General features: G+C 53.6%; 24 protein-coding genes. 11 read left to right on the top strand and 13 right to left on the bottom strand.

Features of this window, described 5'->3' with window-relative positions; genetic code table 11:
* Window positions 1-247: 247 nt before the first annotated feature.
* The 4 genes from K355_RS0102000 to K355_RS0101985 form a co-directional block, all read right to left on the bottom strand.
* Entirely contained in the window at window positions 248-697 is a 450-nt protein-coding gene (locus K355_RS0102000) for a DUF2155 domain-containing protein (RefSeq protein WP_022730443.1), read from the bottom strand.
* An 8-nt stretch (window positions 698-705) separates the two neighbouring features.
* The gene (locus K355_RS22905) at window positions 706-1,011 is read right to left on the bottom strand and encodes a hypothetical protein (protein WP_022730442.1); all 306 of its coding nucleotides are present in this window, start codon (window positions 1,009-1,011) and stop codon (window positions 706-708) included.
* A 181-nt stretch (window positions 1,012-1,192) separates the two neighbouring features.
* Window positions 1,193-1,645, bottom strand: coding sequence for an outer membrane lipid asymmetry maintenance protein MlaD (gene mlaD, locus K355_RS0101990; RefSeq protein ID WP_022730441.1), 453 nt, complete (start codon window positions 1,643-1,645; stop codon window positions 1,193-1,195).
* A gap of 137 nt (window positions 1,646-1,782) precedes the next feature.
* Entirely contained in the window at window positions 1,783-2,145 is a 363-nt protein-coding gene (locus K355_RS0101985; protein ID WP_022730440.1) for an NADH:ubiquinone oxidoreductase subunit NDUFA12, read from the bottom strand.
* Window positions 2,146-3,161: 1,016 nt separating this feature from the next.
* Between K355_RS0101985 and K355_RS0101980 the strand changes: the two genes are divergently transcribed.
* The 8 genes from K355_RS0101980 to K355_RS25710 all read left to right on the top strand — a co-directional run bounded on the left by K355_RS0101980 (window position 3,162) and on the right by K355_RS25710 (window position 13,712).
* Window positions 3,162-6,872, top strand: coding sequence for a vitamin B12-dependent ribonucleotide reductase (locus tag K355_RS0101980; protein WP_022730439.1), 3,711 nt, complete (start codon window positions 3,162-3,164; stop codon window positions 6,870-6,872).
* An 84-nt stretch (window positions 6,873-6,956) separates the two neighbouring features.
* Window positions 6,957-7,967: a hypothetical protein gene (locus tag K355_RS0101975; protein ID WP_022730438.1), complete on the top strand. Its 1,011-nt coding sequence runs from the start codon at window positions 6,957-6,959 to the stop codon at window positions 7,965-7,967.
* Between the two features lie 9 nt (window positions 7,968-7,976).
* Window positions 7,977-8,537 carry an isochorismatase family protein gene (locus K355_RS0101970; RefSeq protein ID WP_022730437.1) on the top strand — a complete coding sequence of 187 codons (561 nt, stop codon included), beginning with the start codon at window positions 7,977-7,979 and terminating at the stop codon, window positions 8,535-8,537.
* A 181-nt stretch (window positions 8,538-8,718) separates the two neighbouring features.
* Window positions 8,719-10,569, top strand: a complete 1,851-nt coding sequence (locus K355_RS0101965) for an autotransporter outer membrane beta-barrel domain-containing protein (protein ID WP_022730436.1) — start codon at window positions 8,719-8,721, stop codon at window positions 10,567-10,569.
* A gap of 150 nt (window positions 10,570-10,719) precedes the next feature.
* Entirely contained in the window at window positions 10,720-10,929 is a 210-nt protein-coding gene (locus K355_RS0101960; protein ID WP_022730435.1) for a DUF3185 family protein, read from the top strand.
* 160 nt (window positions 10,930-11,089) lie between these two features.
* Complete coding sequence (locus K355_RS0101950) at window positions 11,090-11,914, top strand: DODA-type extradiol aromatic ring-opening family dioxygenase (RefSeq protein WP_022730434.1); 825 nt, start codon at window positions 11,090-11,092, stop codon at window positions 11,912-11,914.
* Window positions 11,915-11,966: 52 nt separating this feature from the next.
* A complete protein-coding gene (locus K355_RS0101945) occupies window positions 11,967-12,392 on the top strand; it encodes a secondary thiamine-phosphate synthase enzyme YjbQ (RefSeq protein ID WP_022730433.1) in 426 nt (141 codons plus the stop codon).
* A 144-nt stretch (window positions 12,393-12,536) separates the two neighbouring features.
* Window positions 12,537-13,712 carry a fascin domain-containing protein gene (locus K355_RS25710; protein ID WP_022730432.1) on the top strand — a complete coding sequence of 392 codons (1,176 nt, stop codon included), beginning with the start codon at window positions 12,537-12,539 and terminating at the stop codon, window positions 13,710-13,712.
* 438 nt (window positions 13,713-14,150) lie between these two features.
* On the opposite strand, the gene K355_RS0101930 is transcribed toward K355_RS25710, so the two are convergent.
* From K355_RS0101930 to K355_RS0101920, 3 genes are all read right to left on the bottom strand, one after another.
* Window positions 14,151-14,771, bottom strand: coding sequence for a TetR/AcrR family transcriptional regulator (locus K355_RS0101930; RefSeq protein WP_022730431.1), 621 nt, complete (start codon window positions 14,769-14,771; stop codon window positions 14,151-14,153).
* A 63-nt stretch (window positions 14,772-14,834) separates the two neighbouring features.
* Complete coding sequence (locus tag K355_RS0101925; protein WP_022730430.1) at window positions 14,835-16,478, bottom strand: phosphoethanolamine transferase; 1,644 nt, start codon at window positions 16,476-16,478, stop codon at window positions 14,835-14,837.
* A 349-nt stretch (window positions 16,479-16,827) separates the two neighbouring features.
* Entirely contained in the window at window positions 16,828-17,727 is a 900-nt protein-coding gene (locus tag K355_RS0101920; RefSeq protein ID WP_022730429.1) for a DMT family transporter, read from the bottom strand.
* Between the two features lie 248 nt (window positions 17,728-17,975).
* Here K355_RS0101920 and K355_RS0101915 point away from each other — a divergent pair, with 248 nt between their 5' ends.
* Together K355_RS0101915 and K355_RS0101910 are read left to right on the top strand one after the other, a co-directional pair.
* Window positions 17,976-18,443: a RidA family protein gene (locus K355_RS0101915; protein WP_022730428.1), complete on the top strand. Its 468-nt coding sequence runs from the start codon at window positions 17,976-17,978 to the stop codon at window positions 18,441-18,443.
* Window positions 18,444-18,576: 133 nt separating this feature from the next.
* The gene (locus K355_RS0101910; RefSeq protein ID WP_022730427.1) at window positions 18,577-19,539 is read left to right on the top strand and encodes an NAD-dependent epimerase/dehydratase family protein; all 963 of its coding nucleotides are present in this window, start codon (window positions 18,577-18,579) and stop codon (window positions 19,537-19,539) included.
* Here K355_RS0101910 and K355_RS0101905 read toward each other — a convergent pair.
* On the bottom strand, window positions 19,523-19,849 hold the full coding sequence (locus tag K355_RS0101905; protein ID WP_022730426.1) for a DMT family transporter: 327 nt from the start codon (window positions 19,847-19,849) through the stop codon (window positions 19,523-19,525). The two genes, K355_RS0101910 and K355_RS0101905, sit on opposite strands and share 17 nt — an antisense overlap.
* A 333-nt stretch (window positions 19,850-20,182) precedes the next feature.
* On the opposite strand from K355_RS0101905, the gene K355_RS0101900 reads away from it, so the two are divergent.
* Window positions 20,183-21,373: an FAD-dependent oxidoreductase gene (locus tag K355_RS0101900; RefSeq protein ID WP_022730424.1), complete on the top strand. Its 1,191-nt coding sequence runs from the start codon at window positions 20,183-20,185 to the stop codon at window positions 21,371-21,373.
* A gap of 96 nt (window positions 21,374-21,469) precedes the next feature.
* On the opposite strand, the gene K355_RS0101895 is transcribed toward K355_RS0101900, so the two are convergent.
* From K355_RS0101895 to K355_RS0101875, 5 genes are all read right to left on the bottom strand, one after another.
* A complete protein-coding gene (locus K355_RS0101895) occupies window positions 21,470-22,300 on the bottom strand; it encodes a phosphodiesterase (protein ID WP_022730423.1) in 831 nt (276 codons plus the stop codon).
* A 20-nt stretch (window positions 22,301-22,320) separates the two neighbouring features.
* Window positions 22,321-23,418 (bottom strand): ABC transporter ATP-binding protein, encoded by a 1,098-nt coding sequence (locus K355_RS0101890; protein ID WP_022730422.1) that lies wholly within the window; start codon window positions 23,416-23,418, stop codon window positions 22,321-22,323.
* Window positions 23,415-24,233, bottom strand: a complete 819-nt coding sequence (locus tag K355_RS22895; RefSeq protein ID WP_033368460.1) for an ABC transporter permease — start codon at window positions 24,231-24,233, stop codon at window positions 23,415-23,417. Before K355_RS22895 ends, K355_RS0101890 begins: the two co-directional genes overlap by 4 nt.
* Window positions 24,234-24,235: 2 nt before the next feature.
* Entirely contained in the window at window positions 24,236-25,033 is a 798-nt protein-coding gene (locus K355_RS0101880; protein WP_033368365.1) for an ABC transporter permease, read from the bottom strand.
* A gap of 111 nt (window positions 25,034-25,144) precedes the next feature.
* Window positions 25,145-26,149 (bottom strand): ABC transporter substrate-binding protein, encoded by a 1,005-nt coding sequence (locus tag K355_RS0101875; protein ID WP_022730419.1) that lies wholly within the window; start codon window positions 26,147-26,149, stop codon window positions 25,145-25,147.
* Window positions 26,150-26,154 lie beyond the last annotated feature (5 nt).

The raw sequence follows: 26,154 nt of genomic DNA, 5'->3' as shown, positions 1-26,154 counted from the left end.
CATAATTCCAGACAGAAATCACACTTAAACCTTTGTTTATACATACATTTACATGGAAATACTCCGTCCCCAACCAGCGACGGCCCAATGTTTTTCAGTCTCGCGCATCTATGGTTTCGCCGCTGGGTATTTCTGGCGGTCCACAAACACGATACAATCGGCCTAAATGACAAACCCCCGATGCACTGTCCGCATCAGGGGTCCTGTCGTTCAAACGCATAAAATGCGGGGAATTTTAGGGGGGGGACTAGTTGCCGTCAGGTGCCGGTTGAGCTTGCGGGGTTTGGTTCGCATCTTCCGGGTTCAGGCATTCTTTCAGCCAGACGTCATAAACCGGATGCTCAAGCCCGGACAATCCGGGACTGGATGCAAACATCCAGCCGGAAAACAGCTCGTCGCGGCTTTCGCGGCCATCTTCATGCACGTCACTGATTTTCAAGAATCCGGCACTTTCAGGAAGCTCTTCGGGCGGCGTGCGATAGCAGGCATCGACCGTAATCTGCAAGGTGCCAAATTTTGCCATCTGCCCGACCGGCACATCAAATGTCGAAATGCGCGCGGTGATTTTATCAAGTCCCTGAAGCTGGGCGACCGGGGCGGGGCGATAATCAAGTGCCGCAGTGGCAACTGTGATGGTGGCGGCTCCGATCAGTGCACATGTCGAAAAAACAGCGGCAATCGCAAAAGATCGTTTCATCGTGTCATTCAGTCCTGTTTATCGCTTTGGTCACTTTGAACATTGGCATCGCGCGCATCATTGCCGTTGGCAGTATCAGGTACGCTGTCGGGTCCATAAGGATTGTGCATTTCGGCCACCAGATCGCGCATCACGGCGCGAAACTGTTCTTCGTCACAGCCCATCAAAAGCGCATCTTCAAGCGCATCCTGCATGATTTCGCGCAACTCGCCGAAATTGTCATTCAGGACCTTGATCTTTTCCACGCACGACAATGGCGACCCATCCGGGGCCTGCCATGTTGGAAAATGCTGCAACGCGTCGGTCTTCTTCATCAACCGCTCCGATGATTTTGACGTGAACCCTTCAGATGGAATCCTCAGATGGGCCGATAGGCTCAAATCCGCAATTCCTTACCTGAAAAATCCAAATCACACCCTTGCTGGAAAAACCGGCAAAATAATGGCCGCCCACACCCTTGCGCCCCCTGCATCAGAAACACGTGCGACGGCGACGTTATTTGTCGCTGCTGGTCGATGAATAAATCACCTGACCAATCAGGTCTTCAAGGTTGACCGATCCTTGGGTGTATTCGATTTCACCACCGGCTTCGATCATGTCAATGTCCCCGCCCGGTTCAAGGGCAACGAACTTGCCACCCAACAACCCGTCAGACGCAATTTTTGCCGAACTATCAAGTGGCAGGGACAAGTCCGCGCGCACCGACATTTTAACAACCGCCATAAAGCTATCAGGATTAAGGTCCTGCGCGGTGACCGTCCCGACCTTCACCCCCGAAATACGCACATCATTGCCGACACTCAAACCATCAATCCGGCTAAAGTTGGCCGAGATTTCATACCCTTCCACCGTCCCGATTCCGGCACGTGAATAGGAGTACGCTGCAAATCCGACGGCAACGGCAATTACCGCAGCACCCGCAAGGCTTTCGACCAGTCTATTGCTCATAGGCCCTATCCGTTATGTATCTCTTTGATACGTATATTGTCTTGCGTCCGCACAAATTACAACCGCGCAAAACGCTCATAAAACACAAACGGGCGCGAGTTTCCCCGCGCCCGCCTGAAAAAACAGTTTATGCCCGATCAGCCTTCCGGCGACCAGGCCTGATAATCACCGGTTGCCTTGGCGCGCTGACCACCCTGATATTCATGACCTGCCGGGCGATAGGCATGCTTGGTCCCGGTCAGGTTCGGCAGATGTTCTTTCTGCCAGTCATAACGATCCTCAGCCTTGTCTGACAGCGGCGCATCAACAGTGTAATGCAGCCAGGCATGCCATTCAGCCGGAACCTTGGACCCTTCGACAATACCTTTATAGACCACCCAACGCCGGGTGCGACGGCCTTTGGCCGCTTTCTTTTCGGTATAATAGATATTGCCGAAACGGTCTTCGCCAACGCGCTTGCCAAACAGCGCAGTATAAATACGGGTGCCGACGGTGGCCATGTTGGGTCTCTCTCCAGATCTGGTTTGTCCGCCAAACGCGGCGCACGACACATACGCGGGGTGCCCTGCGATCAACAAGGCTCTTATATGTCGTGATGTTCGGGCAAAGTCAATGTTTCAGGCAGGCAACACAACCTCATCGCACCGCCTCATAACGGCACCTCAACCCAAACCGGAAACACCATCCGCCCGCGCTGACATTTATCGGTTCATGGCCAAGCCGCCTCATATCGCGTTATTCAACCGATTTGACGCCGCAAAATGCCCGTAATCTGGGCCGATCAGCACGGGAACCAATGTCACTATGCGTTGACGGCAAACAACCCACAACTGCTTGTGGGGCGACGACTCATTGATCTGCATATGGTGTGGGGCTTTGTCCACCTGCTTATCCACAATATATCGTGCCCCTCCCCCGACATATCACTCGGGATACGACCAGATTTTTCACCGTAACGAAACAAACACTTTCATAGATATATCAACATGTTATATGTCGAAATCAGGAAGACATTTACCGCAAACCAATAAGTTTTCAGCTTCGCACTGGAAATGCACCGCAATCAGGGTTAGTTTGCTTCAGCTTGTGGCGGATCATCTCGTCTCGCCACTACATGTAGTCCGAGTCTTTCGACCGGCCTACAAAGCAGCTGCCACCAAAAGCGCAGTTTTCCGGGCCTCCCGGCCTGATTCAGAGATTGTTAACGAGAATCCCCCGAGCATCAAATCAGCGAGATAGCAACTGACCCACAACATGTTGTGATAAAAGTTGATGTCAACCACAAAGTTTAGTGGACTGAGGCCAGATTATGGCTTTATAGTTCCGCCCACGGACCGGATGGTTCCAAGGGGGGACCACACCACCAAATACAGAATTGCCGTTGATCCCGATAAGGTCAAAAAAAAGGACCAAAGGGGCAGCGTTTAGCCATTGAGCAAACTATATAGAATCAGGCAATGCCGGCGCATGTCCAGAGTAGCGCTGCGTTCATGTCTGATCAAAACCGGAGCAGACCATGCGGATTACCAGAAAGTGCACACAGGAAGGCGTTAGCCCATACGCCGACATCGATTTTCGCAAATCGTCCTGCGTTATCAAAAACCCCGACGGGTCGGTTGTTTTTGAAATGAAAGACATCGACGTTCCGGCGACCTGGTCACAGGTCGCAAGTGACGTTCTGGCACAGAAATACTTCCGCAAGGCAGGTGTTCCGGTTGCCCTCAAACCGGTTAAAGAAAAAGACGTTCCAAGCTGGCTGTGGCGTCAGGCACCTGATGTCGCCAAGCTCGACAAAATGCCGACTGAAAAACGCTACATCAGCGAAACCAGCGCAACCCAGGTTTTTGACCGCCTTGCGGGCACTTGGACCTATTGGGGCTGGAAAGGCGGTTACTTTGACGCCGAAGACGATGCGCAGGCCTTCTTTGATGAAATGCGTTATCAGCTCTCCCACCAGATGGGCGCACCGAACTCTCCGCAGTGGTTCAACACCGGTCTGCATTGGGCTTATGGGATTGATGGCCCGGCACAGGGTCACTCCTATGTTGATTTCAAAACCGGCGAACTGACCAAATCGGCCAGTGCCTACGAACATCCGCAGCCGCACGCCTGCTTCATTCAGTCTGTTTCCGATGACCTCGTCAACGAAGGCGGCATCATGGATCTCTGGACTCGTGAAGCCCGCCTGTTCAAATTTGGCTCAGGCACCGGTTCGAACTTCTCGAACGTCCGTGGTGGCGGCGAAAGCCTGTCGGGCGGCGGCCGTTCTTCGGGCCTGATGAGCTTCCTTAAAATCGGTGACCGTGCCGCTGGCGCAATCAAATCAGGTGGCACCACGCGCCGTGCGGCCAAAATGGTCGTGGTCAACATTGATCACCCCGATATCGAAGAATACATCGACTGGAAAGTCGTCGAAGAGCAGAAAGTTGCGGCCCTCGTTGCTGGTTCCAAACTGGCCGAGAAACACCTCACCGCCGTGCTTGCAGCCTGCAACAACTGGGATGGTGCGGCTGACTCCGAAGATCGTTTCGCCCCGCGTCAAAACCCGCAGCTCAAAGAAGCTGTGCTGTCTGCACGCGCTGTCATGATCCCGGATTCCTACATCAACAAGATCATCGAATTCGCCCGTCAGGGCTTCACCGAGATCAGCTTCAAAACCTATGACACCGATTGGGACTCCGAGGCTTACCTGACCGTTTCAGGTCAGAACTCGAACAACTCTGTCCGTGTTTCCAATGAATTCCTGCAGGCTGTTCTTGATAACGGCAACTGGGACCTGATCCGTCGTACCGATGGCAAAGTTTCCAAAACCATTGCCGCACGTGAATTGTGGGACAAAGTCGGCGAAGCCGCATGGGCCTGCGCTGATCCGGGCATCCAGTACGACAGCACGATCAACGAATGGCACACCTGCCCGAATTCGGGTCGCATCAATGCGTCCAACCCGTGCTCGGAATATATGTTCCTTGATGACACGGCTTGTAACCTTGCATCGCTCAACCTGATGAACTTCCGTTCAGATGACGGCGGCGTTGATATCGAGGCTTACGAACATGCGGTGCGTCTGTGGACCGTGGTTCTGGAAATCTCGGTTCTGATGGCACAATTCCCGTCAGATCGTATTGCGGAACTGTCCTATCGTTACCGTACCCTTGGTCTTGGCTATGCCAACATCGGCGGCCTGCTGATGAGCATGGGCATTTCATATGACAGCGACGAAGGCCGTGCGATTGGCGCGTCCCTGACCGCGATCATGTGTGGTATTTCCTATGCCACCTCCGCCGAAATGGCCGGTGAACAGGGTGCCTTCCCAGGATACGGCGACAACGCCAACGAAATGCTGCGTGTCATGCGCAACCATCGCCGTGCCGCATACGGCGAACAGGACGGATACGAAGGCCTCGCCATCAATCCGGTTCCGCTGGTTGCTGCTGACAGCCCCTATGCCGATCTTCCGGTTGCCGCACGTGCAGCATGGGACAAGGCGCTGGAACTTGGCGAAAAGCATGGCTATCGCAACGCCCAGACCACCGTTATTGCCCCAACCGGCACCATCGGTCTGGTCATGGATTGCGACACCACCGGGATCGAGCCGGACTTCGCACTGGTGAAATTCAAAAAACTTGCCGGTGGCGGGTACTTCAAAATCATCAACCGCACAGTTCCGGTTGCTTTGGCAACGCTCGGCTATACCGAAAACCAGATCCGCGACATTGAAAAATACGCGGTTGGTCACGGTACGCTGGTCGGCTCACCGTCCATCACCCATGATGACCTCAAAGCCAAGGGCTTTGACGACGACGCCATTGCCAAGGTCGAAGGTGCGCTTAAAAACGCATTTGACGTCAAATTCGTGTTTAACAAATACACCTTTGGCGATGACTTCTGCATCAATCAGCTTGGTCTCGATGCCAAGGCGATCAACAGCATGGACTTTGACATGCTCGCCGCCCTTGGCTTTGATCGCAAACAGATCGAACTGGCCAACACCTATGTCTGTGGTGCGATGACGCTTGAACAGGCCCCGCATCTGCGTGACGAAGACCTGTCGGTCTTTGATTGTGCAAATCCGTGTGGCCGTATCGGCAAACGTTATCTGTCGGCTGAAAGTCACATCCGCATGATGGCCGCGGCCCAGCCGTTCATCTCCGGTGCGATTTCCAAAACCATCAACATGCCAAGCAGCGCCAACATTCAGGATTGCAAAGACGCTTACATGCTGTCCTGGCGTCTTGGGGTGAAAGCAAACGCGCTGTATCGCGATGGTTCGAAACTCAGCCAGCCGCTGAGCTCCGCCCTCGTTGAAGAAGACGATTACGCTGATCAGCCAACCGCCACCAAGGCGACCGCAGCATCCCAGCAGATTGTCGAAAAAATCATCGAACGCGTCATCCGTGGCGACCGTCGTTCCCTTCCGGGCCGCCGCAAAGGCTACACCCAGAAGGCCACCGTTGGCGGTCACAAGGTTTACCTGCGTACCGGTGAATATGAAGACGGCAAACTTGGTGAAATCTTCATCGACATGCACAAGGAAGGTGCCGCCTTCCGCTCGTTGATGAACAACTTCGCCATCGCGGTTTCCATCGGCCTTCAGTATGGCGTGCCGCTTGAGGAATACGTCGAAGCCTTCACCTTCACCCGCTTTGAGCCGTCGGGCATGGTATCTGGCAACGATGCGATCAAGATGTCGACCTCGATCCTTGATTACATGTTCCGCGAACTGGCGATCTCCTATCTTGGTCGTAACGACCTTGCCCATGTTCAGCCGTCCGACATCCTCCCGGATGCGGTTGGCGAAGGTGTGGCCGAAGGCGATCTTGGCGAAGCCGCCAAGAAATCCGAAGATCAGGCGATTGAAACCATCCGTAAAGTCGCGTCTTCCGGCTTCGTGCGTCGCAACCTTTATGTTGTCGATGGCGGTGCCCAGACCGAAGAACGCGTGGTTGAAGTCAAATCAACCGGCACGGATGGTCATAGCCACAGCCACGAAACAACCGCAAGTGCGCCAACCACAACCGCCACACCATCAGCACCGCAAACCAACGCGATCCTGACGGCGGGCGAAGAAGTCTCGGCCAAGGTCGATGCCAAAATGGATCAGATCCGCGAAGCCCGCATGAAGGGCTACGAGGGCGATGGTTGCCCTGATTGCGGCAACTTTACCCTGGTCCGCAACGGCACCTGCCTTAAATGTGACTCTTGCGGTGCGACGACGGGCTGCTCGTAAGCTAGCAATACATGGTCCCGGGCAAATTTGCCCGGGACCCCCATCAATGGAACAAAACATAAACTTAGACAGTTGGAATATTTGATGACTTTACTCGAAGAAACTGAAGAGTCACTTGAGCGAATTCAGAGCTATGATGTCCAGAACCTTCCAAGAAGAGAAGAACTTGGAGCTCGATTTTCTTTTGACGAAGTCGTCGACCCAGCAGGAAAAGTTATTAATCTATTCAGAAATCTCCCCGAAAAAACACTGCAAGACTTTCCGGATCCTATTTTACAGACAATAAAGCAACAATCCGACCAGGTATTTAATCTATTTGATCAAGTACTGAACTTTGATGAAACACAACCAGAGGCAACGAGCCAGCGCCAAAACATCATTACGTCCATTACAAACCTATACGATTCAATTTTCCCCAAACTCTATCCTTTAATAACCTACTCAATGTCAAAAACCGTGGACTTCAATAGGCTAGAAGAAGAAGCACGGGCCACCATTCAATCTATAAATGACCAAACGAATAAAACCATACAATCATTAGATAAATCTAAAGAATCGGCTTCAAGTATTCTTGAAGAGGTTAGAAAAACAGCCGCTGAGCAAGGGGTATCACAACAAGCTATCTTCTTTTCGGATGAAGCAAAATCCCACAATGATTCGGCCCAGAAATGGCGCAAACGAACTCAAAACTGGTTTTATGGGCTAATTGCATACGGTGTACTTACCTTTTTTCTTCACAAAATCCCGTTTATTGCGCCCACCTCACTACCTGAAAGTATCCAGTTCACCCTTAGTAAGGGCCTGATATTTTTTGGGATCTTGTTCATGCTTATTTTGTCAGCGCGAAACTTCATGTCTCACAGACATAATGAGGTTATTAACAAACATCGACAGAATGCCCTGCAAACGTTTCGCGCATTAGCAGATGCTGGCGGAACTAGTGAAGCTCGAGATGTCGTGCTAAACCATGCTGCATCTTCAATATTCTCGCCACAAGATACAGGCTATGCAAAGGCCTCTTCACAAAACACGGGAAATGTAAGCAATTCGGTGATTGAAATGATCCCGAAGAGTTCCGTTCGCATATCAGAGTGATAGGAACCTATGTTTGAACAAGATACAGCCCTGATCGTCCTTGATGTGCAAAAGGCCATCGACGATCCGAAATGGAATTCCAAAAACAATCCCGGCTATGTCGATGCGATTGCGCGCCTACTGACCGAATTTCGCGCCCGCGACCTGCCGGTGATCCATGTCCGCCACCAAGAAGCCAACCCGGCCTCAACCTTTTACGCAAACGGCCCCGGCCAACCGTTCAAGGACGAAGCATTGCCTATTGATGGTGAAACCGTCATTACCAAATCTGTTAATTGCGCCTTCATCGGCACCGACCTTGAAAACCACCTGCGTGATCGCGGCATTACGCGCCTGATCTTTACCGGCGTTGTCATTCATAATTCGATGGATGTGTCGATCCGTGCCGCGCACTGTCTTGGCTTTGACTGCCACCTGCCGCTTGATGCGACCACCGCGATTGATGTGCTTGACGCCAACGGCAAACGGTTCGATGCCCAAACCGTGTTTGATCTTTATGCCGCTGTGCTGGCGTCAGAATATTGCAACCTTACCCAAAGTTCGGATGTAATTGCCGCCCTGCCCGCGTAACGATGACGCGGCCCAACAACCGCGTTCGCTATCCACTTTTGGTCAACCACTATCCACTTTTGGTCAAAAATCGACACAACTCCCCCCTTAAGGATAACCCTCACCGCGTAATGCCTTTAATACTCCTGCAACGGGACCGATCCGTCGGCACCGATCAAAAAGGATATGGGCATGGCGAACAATGTATAAGATCAAAAATATCTTCAATCAGGCGCGATCTGATCATTCGCCCCTGATCGTTGGTAAGTCATTCTTGAAAAAAGGGCTCTATGCGCTGGCCCTGACGGGATTATCGCTGCCCTTTGCCAACGGCGCCCTCGCAATTAGCGCGGGTTGCAGTTTTTGGAACCTGACAACCACCAGCGATGGCATTCTGGGCAACGGTTCTTATAACGCGTGGGAGGTCGCCAAGATCACCTTCACACATCAAAGTGGCAATTCGCCAAACAACTATACCTTCACCTATACCGACAACAATAACGCCGCCAATTCACGGTCGGTCACGCCCGGCAGCACCATCATTGGCGACACTGTCACCCTCACCCTTCAAATCCCGGCCGACACAACAGATGGCCAGCTTTTCATAAAGGCCCTTGGCGCAACGTACAACTTCACGGGGACCTGCGTTGCCGGATCGGCACCGGTCGCGGCATCAACATCCTCAGCCAGCACCACATCCGCTGTGATCGCTGCCGTCTCGCGCTCCCAGACCACGGTTGTTCAACAAAATATCGCATCGCGCGTCTCATCCGCAACCCGTGCCGCCAACAATTCCAACACCAATAACGTACCGGGCCTTACCTCCTCAATACGCGAAACCAGCCCCCATCGCACCAGCCTGACCGACATCACCGCCGATGATGATGATCGCAACACCGATAACATCACCGACCGCAACAATGCCCTGCGCCGCATCGCGATGATGGGAAGCTTCGATAGCTCCACAGGCCTTGGCATGCAAATGCTCGGCCTTGGCCCGACAGATCAGGGCGATGTGGGTGGTGCCAGCGGCATTGATGGACGTTCGGCCTTTGATACCGCCACCCCGTTTACGGTTTGGGGGCATGGCTCCTTTACCTCGGTTGATAACGACTATGTCAACGGCACCAATGACAGCCGCTATGACGGTGATGTCTGGGGCTATAATGTCGGGCTCGATTACAAATTCGCCGATGCGCTGACTGCGGGCCTGTCGCTGGGCTATAACGATACCGACCTCACCACGGCCTTTAACAATGGCAGCTATCAGGAAACCGGCTGGGTCGCTTCGCCCTATGTCATCTACCGCCCGATTGAAAACCTGACCATCACTGGCGAAGCCGGGTATGGCATGGGTGACATTGATGTGACACGCGATAACAACGCCGTGTCGGGCACCACAGAATCCGACATGTGGTATGCCGCACTCACCACCTCTTATCGGGTCCGCCCGATTGAAACCCTGTCGGCGGCATCGCTCACTCCGTCGCTGGCCTTCATGGCCGCACGCAAAACCGTGGATGGCTATACCGAAAGTGACGGCACAACCAATGCCACCACCCGGTCCAACACCCGCCAGATCAAACCGGCCATCGAGGCCGCCTATGATTTCGCCCCGACGCCAAGCCTGACCGTCACGCCATTTCTTGAAACCGGGCTGACCTATGATTTCACCGATGAAATCAACAACGACAAAACCGCGTTTGATGTTGGCGGCGGGGTGCGTTTGTCCGATGCTGTGACCGGCCTCAATGCCGCCCTTGAAGGCAGCTATCTTGCCGGGCGTGCTGATTACACCGAATACACCATCGGCGGCACCATCACCTATGGCTTTGCGATTTCGGATGATCAGGGGCGTGAATTGGGCACCCTCACCCCGTTCTTCACCAGCAATCTCAACGAATACGGCAATCAGCGCATGCGCACCGGATTTGGCTTTGGTACCGGTCAATTCACCAGCCAGCTTGCACTCAGCCACATGATGTCGGTTGCCAATGATGATGACAACATCGACAGCAGCGCGGTTGAAATCAGCATGTCTCTGCCATTCTGATTTTCAGCAAACCCAAAAGCATCCCCTGACCAGACAAGATGTTTTTCCATTGCCTTGGAACAACCTTAATCAAGCCGCGTTATCGTTTCTGTTCAATATGTTCAAAAGCATTCTTTTAGAAACAAAATACACAAGACAGGAGCAAACATCATGTCCATGGGTCGTATTCTTGGCGTTGTCATTCTGGTGATCGGCGTTGCCCTTCTGGTGACGGGTTATAACGCATCGGAAAGTGCCGTTGATCAGATTTCCGAAACACTGGTTGGTCGCTACACCGATGAAACCATCTGGTATCTGATTGCCGGGATTGCCGGTGTTGTCGGTGGCGTGCTGCTGATGCTGTTTGGCCGCAAACGCTAAACCAATCTTTCTTAACATCTGTTGCCGGTGCAAAGCGCGATATTAACAAAGCGCCCCTTCACACAAGCATCGGCAACAGACTGTTGACGAACCGCATCTGGTCATCGCCGTCCCTTAGGATCATATTGACATCAAATGATGTCATAGACCGAGGTGCCCGATGACCAACGCATCCCTATCCCCAAATACCGTCCAAAGCTTCGCACCGATTTTTATCTCGCATGGCTCCCCCATGCTGGTCGCACGTCAAAACACCCCGGCATTTGATTTTTTTGCCGCTGAATTGGCGGACCATTTTGACGCGGTGCGGGCCATCCTGATGGTTTCTGCCCATTGGCAAACCGACATTCCCACCATCTCGACCGCCAAAAGTCAGGAAACCATCTACGACTTTCGCGGCTTCCCTCAATCGCTATATGACCTGCGCTATAACGCACACGGCGCCCCCGAACTGGCACACCAGATTGCCGATTTGATCGGGGCTAAAACCGATGACGCGCGCGGTCTCGATCACGGGGCGTGGATGCCCATGATTCTTGCCCGGCCTAAGGCCGATATTCCAGTGTTTCAGTTATCCATGCTCACCCACGGCAGCCCGGCGGATCATTTCGAACTGGGCCAAAAACTGCGCGGGCTTGGTGATTTAGGGGTTCTTGTGATCGGCAGTGGCGCAATGACCCATAATCTCCGCACGCTTGATCACGCCGAAGGCCCGATTGAGCCATGGGCACAGGACTTCACCAACTGGATGGTTGATAAGGTCAAAACCCACGATATCAATGCCCTGCTTGATTACCGTGCACAGGCACCACATGCGATCAAGGCCCACCCCGAAGACGATCATCTGATGCCGTTTTACGTTGCCCTTGGCGCTGCGACGGACGGTTACACCGCCGATCTGATCCATGACAGCTATGAATTTGGCAACCTTGCCATGACGGCGTTACGCTTCTACGATCAGGACAACACCAAAGCCGCTGCCTGACCGGACGCCAAAACCAAAGTCCCGTCCGGCGGCGCAAACCGGACGGGATGCCATGCTGTCACAAGACCAGACCACACTTGAAATTCGCACCAATGGTCAGGGCCTGATTGAAATCACCGATATGGTTCAATCCTGGATCGGGCAAACCGGCATCCGGACCGGCCAGCTAACGGCATTTGTCCGCCATACCTCGGCCAGCCTGACCATTCAGGAAAATGCCGATCCGGATGTGCGGTTTGACCTTGAAACCTTCTTTGGCCAACTGGTTCAGGAAAGTCCAAGCCTTTATCGCCATACCTGCGAAGGCCCCGATGACATGCCCGCCCATATCAAATCGGCCCTGACCGATGTGTCACTGACCATCCCGGTCACAAACGGTCGTGCGGTTCTGGGTACGTGGCAGGGCATCTATCTGTTCGAACACCGTCACGCCCCGCACCGCCGCCAGATCACCCTGCATCTGATCGGGGAAGAGTAATTTGAGCAACTCAATTTCAGCTCTTTTCATTGAAATCTCTTGAAGGTGGAAACTATTACATTAGAATTTATAAATAAAACTTTTGATTTAAAAAAAGCAGCATAAACTCCATTTCGATGAATAAATCAATCTGGAGTAGAAACAATGAGCTTAGACAATCTCTCATTTCCTGTCTCTATCGGTTCAATAACCTTCCCAGAAGTTTTCGTCCGCATGGATGGTACAGGTGTGACCAAGTTTCATGGTGCTGGTGCAGGCACAGTCAATTGTCAATACACTGCCGGACCGTGGGAATTATACAATCTCATACGCAACGATGACGGAACGGTATCATTTCAGTCTTTTTCTTTCCCGAATGTCTTCTTACGAATGGATGGCACCGGTGTTACCAAGTTTAATGGTGCAGGTGCGGGGACGGTCAATTGCCAGTACACTGCCGGGCCTTGGGAAAAATTCAACGTAACTTGCGCATGCGACGGTCCGGCTAATAGTTGCCAAGGTACAATTGAGTCGAACGCCTTTCCCAACGTTTTCCTCCGTACAGATGGCACAGGTGTTACCAAATTCAACGGTGCAGGCGCTGGCACAGTCAATTGTCAATACACTGCTGGGCCCTGGGAAAAATACCAGTTTGGCATTCACTTGAATAACGCAATTGTGAAGCTCGGGGATATGTACCCAACCTATCAATCTGATCTACAGCAATATGCGCAGCAAATCATCATGAACATCGTCAACTGCACAACGCCACAAGACGATGAACTGGGTCAACTGAGCCAATTTTTCAACGACGTCACAGACTTTTCTTCCCCGGAGCCGACAACGGTCTCATCTGATTGCGCCTTGAATTGCGCAGGCATGTGCCTCAGCGCAATTTCACTAGTAGTCTCATTAATGGGTTACAGAACAACTTTCGGCAACCCTCAGATCGATTCCGTGAAGGCCGCGATACAAAGAGTCGGGGGGAAAGTCATTCAAGATATAAAAACAATTGCATCCGACTTGAAGGCAAGCGGAAAATTAAAGGCCAACGCGGAACAAGTCTTCAAATTGATTTCGCTGATTTGGGAGTCAGGTGACATACTCAAATCAATTGTTTCCGCTCTTGCCAGTTCTTTAAGCTGGTGGGACGCCTTAAAAATTGCGATTGTTGCCTTAGCAACTATTGCCGCTTGGATTGCCACAGATGGCATTGCGCTAGTGCTTGAAATCGTCACAATTGGGCTTAGCCTGGTTGAATTCATCCAATATGCACACGGCGTTACCACAAACTGCATCGAAGGAAGTTGCCAGTTGGAAACAGCTGCGACCTCAGCATAGCCTGATTTAACCGACCTACCTCGGCAAGAAATGAAAACGATCTTTTTGTCGGGGTAGGCCTTTTTCACTTCTATGATCTTCTCTTTGCTTCGACATAGTTCGCATATTAATCGAAGAATCAAAAAATTTGGATTACGGTATCAGCCTGTTTTTTCATGCATATTGGCATAGTCATATCTATGCTAACTGCGACAGCCAGATGCCCCTGATCTGGGTGTCAAGCAGGTCGCGCAATGTCGCGCACATGTCTTCGCAATCGTAATTCTCCGCCCCGATATGTTCGTGGATGGTAAATAAAAACAGCGCGATAACGGTCTTGTGGATCGCCTCCGGTTCGATTGCCGGGTTCAGTTCCCCGTCAAGCTGCGCATCATCGCAAGGTCACCGTGCACCTGATCGGTGAATAGGCCGGATAAATTGCCAAGCACGGGCTTGTTCCTATGCCGCCAGAACCGGCTCGCACGCCCAAAGCCCCTTGACCTGCACTTCAAGCAGTTCCCGTAATGTCCCGCACATATCCTCGCAGTCAAAATTCTGCGTGCTGAAATGCTCGTGAATGGTGAACAAAAACAGCGCCATCAGGGTCTTCTGAATAAGAACCGGCGGCAAATCGGGGTTGAGTTCACCCGAAAGCTGCGCTTCCTCGATCAGGGCCTGAACGGCTGCAATCAGCCCGCTGCTTTCCATGATGGCATGCACCGCACCCTTCCTCGGTGAAAAGACAATCTGCTGCATGATCACCTGCCACAAGCCAGGATTAAGCCCAACCTGGGTAAAGCGGTAGGACGCAACATGCATCATCTTGTCCACAAAGCACCATTCCGGGTCCATTGTATACAGGCCCTTTTCAATCGCTTCTGCCATCTGTTGCCCAACGCAGCAAATCAGCAATTCTTCCTTTGTCGGGAAGTGATTGAATATCGTTCCTTCTGCAACACCGGCCTTTTTTGCAATCTGTCGTGTCGACACATCATCAAACGCCCCGGCGCAAAAGCACGCGCGCGCGGCATCAAGGATTTTCTGGCGGGTTTCTTCCCGCTGCGCAGCACGAACAGTCATCGACATCCCCTGAAATGAGTACGCTCAGTGAGTGTACTCATTTAAATCATCAGAACGGGAGTGTCAATTCGGGGCAACATTCACAGACTGCTCGAGTGCCGCCTGCATCATCGTGCCCCGGCACCGGGCGAAAATGTCCGTTCCCGCGCGATAAAGCCCGGTTGAAACATGCATTGCACCCAGCACGGTGGAAAACAGATTATCGTGTGAAAAACTGCCAGTTTGCGCCTGCGTGGCAAGGCAGGCCGTCTCAATCCGGTTGGCATCGGCATAACCATCTGACATCCAGATCATCATCGGCACCTTGGTTTGCTCAGAGGGAGCAAGCATGTAAGGCGCCCCATGCAGATACAAACCCGCCTCGCCCAGTGACTCACCGTGGTCAGACACATACAGCAAAACCACATTGTAATCGTCCTGATACGACTGCAGGCGTTCGGTCAGTTGGGCGACGACATAATCGGTGTAGCGGATTGTATTGTCATAGGTATTGATCAGCTCTTCCGCGCTGCAATTTTCAATGTCACTGCGTGGGCAATCGGGTGCGAACACCCGGTGTGCATCGGGATAGCGTTTGTAATAAGTCGGTCCGTGACTGCCCATGATGTGAAAGGCAATCAAGCGATCATGGGGTTTGTCTGATACCACTTCCGCATCCAGACCGCGCAGCATCACTTCATCAAAGCAGGTGCCAAGCACGCAATCCTCGGGGAAATCCTTGGGCTCGATATTGATATGGCGCACGCGGTCACACACGCCCTTGCACCCCTCGTCATTTTCCTTCCACAAAACATCGACGCCGGCATGATCAAGCACATCCATCAGGCTCTCGCTATGGCGCGCGACCTCGCCGTCATAGCCTGCATGATCCATCGGCGAAAACATACACGGCACGGAAACCGCTGTCGCCGTTCCGCACGATGACACATCCTGAAAGGCCAACATGCCGTCAATCTGACTGGTAAAGGGTGATGTCGGGCGGCCGTAGCCATTGGCGGCAACACTTTGCGCCCGTGCGGTTTCCCCGATGACAAGGAACATCAATGTCGGCTTGTCCTGTGTGGCCATTTCAACCGTGCGGGCATCCTGTCCGATGGCCTGAAATGGCATGTCGGCATAAAGGTACCGCCGTTTCACAAGCTGGATCGTCCCGGTGATGTAATTGGACGGCACAAGCTCCTTGCCCAGCACCTTGTGATTGCGCCCGACCGATGCGTAATCCTTGAAATAAAGCCCGGCAAGCCCGCCCAAAAGCACAAACGGGATCAACATCATCGCAACCCGCTGCACAACCCCGCGCACAATCGTCGCCGGATAGCGGATCGGCATCAACATCAGGATCACAACCGGCACAAGACCGCTTACAACAAACCACAGGACCGACTGCATATTCAGATATGAAAATGCCTCGGTGGTGTTGGTTTCGACAATATTTTCAATCATGCTGCGGTCAAACACGATGCCGTATTTCACCATGGCATAATTTGAAAGTACACCTGTGATCAGCAAAAGTGCAAAAAACGGCTTAAGCAGATATTTGAACGAAAACGGCGTGAAAAGAATAAGCGCCCCCAACAGCAACACAAACGGCGCGCTGATCGCAAAGCCGGGATCATAATCAACAAGCCCGCCCAGAATGCTGTAAAAATGCCCCAGCACTTTCCAGTTCAGACCCAGCGCAAAATAAAGCGCCATCGCAACAATCACCCACCGGTAATCAATACCTGCCCACCGTGATGATACATTCCGTTTATCTTGGGATGAGGACCTGACAGGTAAACCGAACGGCACATTGGATCGGGACATGGATACTCGCAAAATCTGGCGGACAACATGCCCCGCGCACGCCGTTGATGCTGTCACAAACACCGCACGAGCGGACCTAGGGCAACCGGCTCATCGAACCGGCCCCAAATCCTTATCGTTCCAACCTGACAGTAACCTGAACCCGCCCCACCAAACCAACCTGCCAAAAGCCAAAAGGCGGCGTCACATCTGACACCGCCTTTTGCATTGCTTCGATAAAGTCTGTCGTCTGGCTTGCCTGTGATGGCCCCTATTGGGCAGGCGTCGCGCGCAGCCTCCTGCCCGCCCGCATGCCCAGAATGCTATGCACAACAAGGGTTACAATCACCACGGCCCCACAGATCAATGTCGTGCTGCTGGGCACTTCATGGATCACCACCCACACCAGAAACGATCCAAGGATCGCTTCATTGAGCATAATAAGCCCGACTTCGGCGGCCGGAATTTTGCGCGCCCCTGCTGAAATAAACAGGAAAGATACCGGCAACACCCAAAAACCCAGCATCAAAAGCCACACCCAGTCAAGCCCATAGACCTCGGTCGGATGTGCGCCGGGAACCATGGCAAGGGTCGACATACAGGCACCAAACAGCATCGCCTTGACCGCGTCAATTTCCGCACGTGCCCCAAGGACATTGAAAAACCCTGCCATGCAAAAGGCCGCACATAGCGCCAAAAGGTCGCCAAGCGCATTCTCCCCGCCAAATCCGGCGCCGACAATTCCAACCAGCGCGACGACGACCACCACCGATGCCACCCATGTCCGCATCGGCTGTGCGCGTTTAAATACAAACACGCCCATCAACCCGGCCAAAAGCGGGGTTGCCGAAATGATCACCAAGGTATTGGCCGCATCTGTATTGCGCACCGACAGGATGAAAAACGCGCAGGTGCCGCCGTAAAACATCCCGGTCAAAAGCTCGTACTTGCCCGGTAACACCGACGCCACGACACTGTCGCCGCGCCGTGCCCCCCGCCAAAGCGCGATCAACAGCAACGCCGTTGTCAAAAAGGCCAGCCGCCAGAACGTCGCTGTGATGTCGTCGGCCTTGATCAGACGGATCAACATCGCATCCGGGGAAATAATCAGAACCCCCAACAGGGCCAACCACCCCCCATGCAAATTATTCAACCGATCCCCAAATGACATGAATGCCGCCTTTTAACGTGAGTGTTTTTGCCAGAACCGACATTCGGAACGCATAATATTCAGCATACAGTTGTGGGGGGCTTTGGCATCGATGGCAAATTCAAATTTCTCAACAATCTGAAAACCCTGCTCAGTCCTCCTCATCGGCCAAACACCGCACCGGACAAAAGAAACTGTTTTGTTCGCACGCCAAGATCGCTAAGTTTGGCGCAATTAACACATCGCCACCGTTAAAAAGGATTATGATCATGGCTGGAAAAATTGACGCCCATCTTGCCGACCTTGGCATCACCCTGCCCGCCGCCACCGCACCGGTTGCCAATTACGTGCCCTATGTTGTTTCGGGCAACCTTGTCCATATTTCCGGTCAGATCACCATGGAAAATGGCGAACTGAAGTTTGTCGGCAAACTCGGTAAGGATTATCAGGTCGAAGACGGCCAAAAAGCCGCCCGCCTCTGTGCGCTGAACTTGGTCGCACAGCTGAAATCCGCCATCGGTGATCTTGATAAAGTCACCCGCGTTGTCAAACTCAACGCCTTTGTCAATTCCGATCCGGCCTTCACCGATCAACCCAAAGTCGTCAATGGTGCGTCCGACACCATGGTCGAAATCTTTGGCGATGCTGGCAAACATGCGCGATCTGCGGTTGGTGTTGCGTCCCTGCCGCTTGGTGTGGCCGTCGAAATCGACGGCATTTTCGAAATCGCCAACTGATCCTGATCAGCACCTCCACATCAAAGCCGGGCACCTGCCTGGCTTTTTTTGTCCCCGACAAAAACCCGCTTGACCCCAACCGTGGTTGAGGTCTGATAAATCGCGCATCACATCCCAAAAAGGAAAACCAACGATGCGCATTTTTATCACCGGCGGCACCGGCCTGATTGGATCGGCGATTGTTAAAAACCTGATCGCCCATGATCATCACGTCATCGCCCTCGCCCGGTCCGATGTCAGCAAGAACAAACTGATCGCAGCCGGGGCAACCCCAATCACTGGTGACATCACGCGTCCCGAAAAATGGTGCGCGGATTTACCAGATATCGACGCGGCCATTCACACCGCCTGTGATTTTTCCGATGCCATGCCACAAATGGATGCAACATTGCTGGATCACTTGATCCCGGCGCTTACGCATCCAAAGCAACATCACTCCGATCCGGTGCGGTTTATCTATACCGGCGGCAACTGGATGTACCCCCAAACCAACGCACTCCCGACATCACCCGGCGTGACCGCCGTTAATGAAACCACCCCCTTTGACCCCTTGCCTGAATTTCTATGGGGATTAACCGGCATCAAACGGGTTCTGTCGGCTGCCAATCTTGCGGGCATCGTCATTCACCCATCCTGCGTTTACGACACCGGTAAAAACGGCCAAAGCGGAATTCTTGCCCGCGATATCGAAACCGCACAAACCGACAACCGCGTCACCCTTGTCGGCGGCGATGATATCTATCAACCCATGGTCCATGCCGATGATATCGCAGACCTCTATCGTCTGGCCCTTGAACAGGCCAAACCCGGCGAAAGCTATATCGGATCGGCGATCAATGATGTCTCAACCCGCGACGTCGCCGAGCTGATCGCCACACATTTCGGATCGGAAAACTGTCAGATTGACACCATCAGCACGGCTGAGGCCATGGCACGCTTTGGCAACTGGGCCCGCGGCCTTGCCCATAACCAAAAGCTCAGCAGTGCCAAGGCGATGCAAGACCTTGGCTGGTCACCCCGCCATACCGATTTTGCCGCCGACATGGCACGTCATGCAAAAACAATTGCTAAATTGGGGCCTAACTCTCGCTGCTGATCGCCTTAAGCCCGACCACACCGCCAATAATCATCAGAAGGAAAACACCCTTCATCACGGTCATGGGTTCCTTGAAAAACACCAAGCCAATCACCGCAATCGCTGCGGTGCCAAGCCCGGCCCAAACCGCATAGGCCGTGCCAATCGGAATAACGCGCAGCGTCAGCGACAACACCCAGAAACTCAGGCCATAGACGACAAGTGTGATGACCGAAAACCGCCAATCGGTAAATCCGTTGGAAAATTTAAGCGACACTGTCCCGATCACCTCAAGACCAATCGCAATAAACAGATAAACCCAGGCAATCATGACAAAATCCTATGGTGGCATACGCGCAAAAACACGCGCATCGCGGGGCGAACCTTGCCAAAATGGCTGATACAGTCCCATGACGCAATCCCCGCATCCGCATAGCCACTGCCCGTCACAGGCATAATTCCCGCGCCTGATGTTCATCCCCGTGTTCATCCCCGTGCTCATGCCCCCACACTGCACACAATCCGCAGACGATCTGCATCAATCCAATTGCCCAAATCACCGCGTATAACCACCACCACGTAAACCATTGCGTCCATCGGGCCAAACGGGCACATTGCCCAAATGACAGCATGCGCGCACGGCAATTGACGAGGAAAAACGACAATGATCAAAACCGATATTCTGATCGCAGGCGGCGGCATCGCTGGCATGAGTGCGGCAGCACGGCTTGCGGCCGACGGACATTCGATCATCATTGTCGATCCGGCCCCGTCTGATATCGGCGAAGGATCCGATTTACGCACCACCGCCTTTTTGGAACCGGGCATCGCCACCCTGAAAAAAGCCGGTGTCTGGGATGCCATCAAACCGACCGGGGCCGAGCTTCGCGTCATGCGCATTGTCGATGCCGGCGGCGAAACCCGCACCCCGCGCGAAACCGCCGACTTTGATGGCGCTGAAACCCCGCAAGGATTCTTTGGCTGGAACGTCTCAAACAAGGCCGCCCGTGTCACCCTGATGGCAAAGCTCGCAACCCTTAAAAACGTCGATTTTCGCTTTGCCACCACCGTCACCGGCTTTACCGGCACCGCACGGGCGGGCGTCATCGAACTGTCTGACGGCGAAACGGTCGAGGCCAAATTGGTCATTGCCGCAGACGGCCGCAATTCATCGCTCCGTGACATGGCCGGCATCAAACACAAACGCTGGGCCTATGATCAAAGTGCGATGGTCTTTGTCGTCACCCACGACAAACCGCACGATAATATCTCAACCGAAATTCACCGCACCGGCGGGCCGCTGACCCTTGTGCCGATGCCCGATCTGGATGGTAAACCCTGCTCGTCGGTGGTCTGGATGGTCCCGGCCAAGCGTGCCGATGACCTCAACGCGCTGAGTGACGAAGCACTCTCCGCCGAAATCACCCACGACACCATGAACCTGTTTGGCCCGCTTAACGTCGCCAGCCCGCGCGCGGTCTGGCCGATGATTTCACAAGTCCCGTCGCGCCTGATTTCCGCCCGCCTCGCCCTCATTGCCGAGGCCGCCCATGTCGTACCCCCGATTGGCGCGCAGGGGCTTAACATGAGCCTGCATGACATCGAAACCCTCGCCGAACTGATGGCCAAAGCCAAACATAATGGCGATGACATTGGCGCGACCAGTCTTCTCAAACGCTATGAACGCCAACAACTGCCCAAAACGCTGGCCCGTGTCGGCGGCATTGACCTTCTCAACCGCGCATCGATGTTCGAGCCCAAACCCCTGCGCGACCTGCGCTATGCCGGCCTAAGCGCGATTAACCGCATCGGCCCGCTTCGTAAACTGGCGATCAAGGTCGGCGTGGGCAAATAACCCACGCCCGCAACACGCCAAACAACGACCGAACCACCGAAACACCCCGTCATTCCCGCGAAGGCGGGAATCCACGGTGCCACATGCGCGGGTCCCCTAAACAATCAACTTACCATCCGCCCCAAAAAACGGATGCGGCCCGTCATAGTGATCAAGATAGGCCAAATGCGTCATCAGATTTTTCTGATCCGCATCCCAAACATGCAGATGCATCGCAGGCGGCTCCATGACAAAGGCCGATGGCCCATCGGCGCGCAAATCAAACGCCACCTGATGGGCCACCGATGGTCCGATGATCAACGGCACCCCGGCCCAGACCGTATGGATCGGGCGGTGCACATGACCGCATATAATCGCCCGGATACGATCACGATGCTCTGAAACGATGTCGGCCAGTTCATCCGCCCCATCCCCCAGATTTTGCGCATCCATATGGGCAATCCCGGTCAAGATCGGCGGATGATGCAGGAAAATCAGGCAATCGCGATCATCCTCATCGGCCAAAACGCCGCGCAACCAATCAAGCTGTGATTTGGGCAAAACCCCGCCCGGTTTGCCTTCATCAAGCGTATCAAGCGCAATCAGGCGCAATGCAAAATCATCGACAACGTAATTCACAAACGCCTGCCCCATTGCCACCGGCGTCGCATCGGGAAAGGCTGCACGCAACGGCCCGCGTCGATCATGATTGCCCGGCACCATGAAATACGGAATGGTCAGGTCTTTAAGGATCTCGGCAACCAGCGCATATTCGTCTGGCGTGCCAAGATCACCGATATCGCCGGTAAACAGAACCACATCCGGGCGCGGCGCCATCGACATGACATGGGCAACCGCCTTTTCAAGCGCACCTGCCGTATCCACCTTGCGATAGGCAAGCCTGCGCCCCGCCCCGATATGCAGGTCGGTCAATTGTGCAATCAGCATCTTTTTCGTGTCTTTCTTGATTATCTTGCGTCTGAAGCCGCCGGTGTGCGCTCGCGCATGGCGGGAAAAATGGTCAACCGATCCGGATTGATCTGACAATGGACATCGGCCCCGGCGGCAATCACATCATCGGCATGGGTATCGACCATCACCGATTGCGGGCCAATCCCCGACACGGTCAAACGCAACCGTTCGCCCAAATACGATACCGCCTCGACCCGGCCGGTAAAATCGGCGTCTTGCGCGTCACAGGTCGAAAGCCCGTCAGCCCGGAAAAACAGCTCAACCGGTCCCTGATCAATGATCGCACCGTGACGCGGATCAAACGCATCGACCGCATCAAAAACATGGTTTCCGATATGCAACCGCCCGTCGCGCATCTGCCCGTCAAGCCGATTGGCCGCCCCGACAAAATCGGCAACAAACGGATTTTGCGGCTTGCGGTAAATGTCACGCGGTGTACCAATTTGCGCGATTTCGCCTTTTTGCATCACCACAATCCGATCACCCAGCGCCATGGCTTCTTCCTGATCATGCGTCACGTAAACGGCGGTAATGCCAAGCTTGCGCAACAGCGCATTGATCTCGGTGCGAAGGCGCACGCGCAATTTGGCATCAAGTGCTGTCAAAGGTTCATCAAGCAACAAAACACGCGGCTGGACGGCAATGGCGCGCGCAAGGGCGACACGCTGGCGCTGCCCGCCCGAAAGCTGATCAATCGCCCGATCAGCAAGCATTTCGATATGCATCATCTCCAGCATCGCCTTAACCCGTGCATCACTTTCGTCGCGCGATACCCCGTGCACCTTAAGGCCATAGGCCACATTCTGTGCGACCGTCATATTGGGAAACAGCGCATAAGACTGAAACACCATACCGACCCGACGCTTTTCAATCGATTGATGGGTCACATCGTCGCCATCAAAGGTAATCACCCCGCCCTTGTCGGGGAATTCCAACCCGGCAATCATGCGCAATATGGTCGTCTTGCCACAGCCCGACGGGCCCAGCAAAACAATGGTTTCCCCGCCCTCGATGGTCAAATCGAACGGTGCCAGCGCGCGCGTGCCATCGGCAAAGGTTTTCGCACAATCGCGAAGTTTGATCTGTGTGGTCATAATGTATCCTCCGCCGTATCAATGCGTTTGGACGCACGTTTGCCGCGATCGGCAAGGGTCTGCATCGCAATCAGCAACGGCATAATCAGTACAAAGAAAATCAGGGTATAGGCGCTGCCGATCTCAAGACGCATCGACGCATAAGCATCGGCAAGCCCGACCGGCAATGTCTTGGTCAGCGGCGTATGAAGCATCCATGTCAGATTGAATTCGCCAATCGACAACGTCACCACCATCAAGGCACCCGCCAGAATGCCCGGCTTGGCATTGGGCACAATCACGGTAAAGAACCGTCGCCAGAACCCGGCACCAAGGCTCGCCGCCCCTTCTTCAAGCATCTTCATATCCATCGCCGACATGACCGCCGCAACGGATCGCACCATGAAAGGCAATGTAAACAACACATGCCCGGTCAGAATAAAAAGCCAACTCGACCGATAACCACTCACCCCGCCATAGGTAATCAAAAGCGCCAACGCCAGCGCCAAACCCGGTATCGCCACCGGCAGGGTCAGCAGTTCCTCAAACAAACGCGTCCACCGCCCGGGCCGTCTGACCAAAACATAGGCCAGCGGCACACCAACCACCAATGTCACCACCAGACACACCAACGCAATCCAAAGCGATAGCAAGATACTGTCGGTATAAAGATCCAAAACCTCGATAATCCAGCGCAACGTAAACCCGGACGACAGTCCCTGAAACACATTGACCGTCACCCCGGCCAAGGCCGACATCACAACCGGCACCACGATAAACAGGCACAACACAATCGTCAGGCCAAGCTGGCTGTAAAATTTCCAATTACGCCGCATGATCATGCCCCTCCGCGTGGTGCAACATCGGTTGAATTGCCGACAAAGCAGCGCACCACGAACAAAACCACCCACGTCATCGCCCCCAGCGCAATACTCAGGGCCGCGGCCACCGCCACATTGGCATTACGGGTAAACTCGGTATAGATCACCATCGGCAACACATCGATATCGGTCGCCAGCGTAAAGGCCGTGCCAAATGCCCCCATCGCGGTGGCAAAGCAAATCGCCCCCGATGAAATCAGGCCGGGCATCAAACCGGGCAGGATCACGTCCTTAACCACCCGCCATGTCGGCGCGCCAAGCGACCGTGCGGCTTCTTCAAGCTGCGGATCAAGCTTCTCGGCCGATGCCATTACCGCCAAAATCACCCGTGGGATCGAAAAATATAAATAGCCAATAAACAGCCCGCTGATTTCATAGGCAAAGACAAGTTTCTCGCCGAAAATCGCATCGCTAACGCTGCCAATCACCCCTTGTCGCCCGGCCAGCATAATCACCATGAAACCGACCACCGTGCCCGGAAAGGACAATGGCAAGGTCAAAAGTGCCGTCAACATACTGCGCCCGGCAAACTGGTTGCGCACCAAAAACAGCCCGCAAATGCTGCACAGGATAAGGGCGGTCAATGTCACGCCTGCCGACATCAAAAGCGTCTGAACCAAACTGGCAAAATACCACCCGTTGGTCAGGATCACGAAATAGGTCGCCCAGCCATCCGGCCCGTCCGCCACCCGCATCACCACAAGTGCCAGCGGGATCAGGAAAAACGCCGCCACGACAATGATTCCCGGCATCATCAAAAAAGCCAAAACCACCGGACTCCCGGCACCGGGCGCCGCCCGCCCGAAAACAGATAATGGCAAAGAAGGGCGCGAACGCCCCTCTTTAATATTGGAAAGCCAAGACACTTAACGCACCTCAGAAAGGTAACGATCGCCAAAGCCTGACTGAACGTCTGCCATTTTGGCGTAATCCACCGGTTTGGATCGGGCATAATCGGCCGCTGGCAGGAATTTCTTGGATGCTTCTTCTGACATCGCCGATGCAATCACCGGACGCAGGAACGCATTCGCCCAATGGGCCTGGCCTTCGTCTGACATCACATAATCCAGAACCTTTTTGCCATTCTCGGCATGCGGTCCGTTTTTCACCAGGCTCATGACATAAGGCACTGCAACCGTACCCTCGGTCGGAATAACAAAGGAAACATCTGCTTCATCTTTGTATTTTGCACGGTACGCATTGAAATCGTAATCAATCAGGATCGGAATTTCGCCCGACAGAACACGCGCATAGGCGGTCTGTTTTGGCACGATCGGATCGTTTTCCTTCAGCTTCTGGAAAAACTCGATGCCCGGCGTGAAATCATCAAGCGATCCACCCATCGCACGGTTGATGGCAACTGCACCGGCATAACCGACAAACGCGCTGGATGGATCAAGATAACCAACCATGCCCTTGTATTCCGGCTTCAAAAGATCCGACCAGCTTTGCGGAACAGCGGCACCGTCAAGGGCTTCGGTATTTACAAACAGGCCAATTGTGCCCGAATGAATGGCAAACCAGCCGCCTTCAGGATCTTTCAAACCGTCTGGAATTTTGTCGAAATTGGCGGGTTTGTAATTGGTCACCACATCTTGTTGCTTGGCTTTGATGCCAAACGACACACCGTAATAGGCAACATCGGCAACCGGATTGTCTTTTTCCGCCAAAAGCTGCGACAGCGTCTGACCAGAATTTTTGTTGTCTTGCGGAACGGTGATATCAAGATCGCGCGCAATGTTTTTAAGCTGCCCGCCCCAGTCGGCCCATTCCGGCGGACAGTTATAGCAAATCGCAACATCATCAGCAAAAGCAGGTTGCGCCGCCACAACAGCAAACGCAGCACCCAGAACAAGTTGTTTGAAACGCACTTTTG

Source organism: Thalassospira lucentensis MCCC 1A00383 = DSM 14000 (assembly GCF_000421265.1).
Classification (GTDB): domain Bacteria; phylum Pseudomonadota; class Alphaproteobacteria; order Rhodospirillales; family Thalassospiraceae; genus Thalassospira; species Thalassospira lucentensis.
Note: the sequence above shows the minus strand (reverse complement) of the source record. Positions and strands in the feature narration are given on the sequence as shown.

Coding starts and splice junctions, on each gene's coding strand:
- K355_RS0102000 (WP_022730443.1), bottom strand. CDS start 697: ATGAAACGATCTTTTGCGATTGCCGCTGTTTTTTCGACATGTGCACTG.
- K355_RS22905 (WP_022730442.1), bottom strand. CDS start 1,011: ATGAAGAAGACCGACGCGTTGCAGCATTTTCCAACATGGCAGGCCCCG.
- mlaD (WP_022730441.1), bottom strand. CDS start 1,645: ATGAGCAATAGACTGGTCGAAAGCCTTGCGGGTGCTGCGGTAATTGCC.
- K355_RS0101985 (WP_022730440.1), bottom strand. CDS start 2,145: ATGGCCACCGTCGGCACCCGTATTTATACTGCGCTGTTTGGCAAGCGC.
- K355_RS0101980 (WP_022730439.1), top strand. CDS start 3,162: ATGCGGATTACCAGAAAGTGCACACAGGAAGGCGTTAGCCCATACGCC.
- K355_RS0101975 (WP_022730438.1), top strand. CDS start 6,957: ATGACTTTACTCGAAGAAACTGAAGAGTCACTTGAGCGAATTCAGAGC.
- K355_RS0101970 (WP_022730437.1), top strand. CDS start 7,977: ATGTTTGAACAAGATACAGCCCTGATCGTCCTTGATGTGCAAAAGGCC.
- K355_RS0101965 (WP_022730436.1), top strand. CDS start 8,719: ATGTATAAGATCAAAAATATCTTCAATCAGGCGCGATCTGATCATTCG.
- K355_RS0101960 (WP_022730435.1), top strand. CDS start 10,720: ATGTCCATGGGTCGTATTCTTGGCGTTGTCATTCTGGTGATCGGCGTT.
- K355_RS0101950 (WP_022730434.1), top strand. CDS start 11,090: ATGACCAACGCATCCCTATCCCCAAATACCGTCCAAAGCTTCGCACCG.
- K355_RS0101945 (WP_022730433.1), top strand. CDS start 11,967: ATGCTGTCACAAGACCAGACCACACTTGAAATTCGCACCAATGGTCAG.
- K355_RS25710 (WP_022730432.1), top strand. CDS start 12,537: ATGAGCTTAGACAATCTCTCATTTCCTGTCTCTATCGGTTCAATAACC.
- K355_RS0101930 (WP_022730431.1), bottom strand. CDS start 14,771: ATGACTGTTCGTGCTGCGCAGCGGGAAGAAACCCGCCAGAAAATCCTT.
- K355_RS0101920 (WP_022730429.1), bottom strand. CDS start 17,727: ATGTCATTTGGGGATCGGTTGAATAATTTGCATGGGGGGTGGTTGGCC.
- K355_RS0101915 (WP_022730428.1), top strand. CDS start 17,976: ATGGCTGGAAAAATTGACGCCCATCTTGCCGACCTTGGCATCACCCTG.
- K355_RS0101910 (WP_022730427.1), top strand. CDS start 18,577: ATGCGCATTTTTATCACCGGCGGCACCGGCCTGATTGGATCGGCGATT.
- K355_RS0101905 (WP_022730426.1), bottom strand. CDS start 19,849: ATGATTGCCTGGGTTTATCTGTTTATTGCGATTGGTCTTGAGGTGATC.
- K355_RS0101900 (WP_022730424.1), top strand. CDS start 20,183: ATGATCAAAACCGATATTCTGATCGCAGGCGGCGGCATCGCTGGCATG.
- K355_RS0101895 (WP_022730423.1), bottom strand. CDS start 22,300: ATGCTGATTGCACAATTGACCGACCTGCATATCGGGGCGGGGCGCAGG.
- K355_RS0101890 (WP_022730422.1), bottom strand. CDS start 23,418: ATGACCACACAGATCAAACTTCGCGATTGTGCGAAAACCTTTGCCGAT.
- K355_RS22895 (WP_033368460.1), bottom strand. CDS start 24,233: ATGCGGCGTAATTGGAAATTTTACAGCCAGCTTGGCCTGACGATTGTG.
- K355_RS0101880 (WP_033368365.1), bottom strand. CDS start 25,033: ATGATGCCGGGAATCATTGTCGTGGCGGCGTTTTTCCTGATCCCGCTG.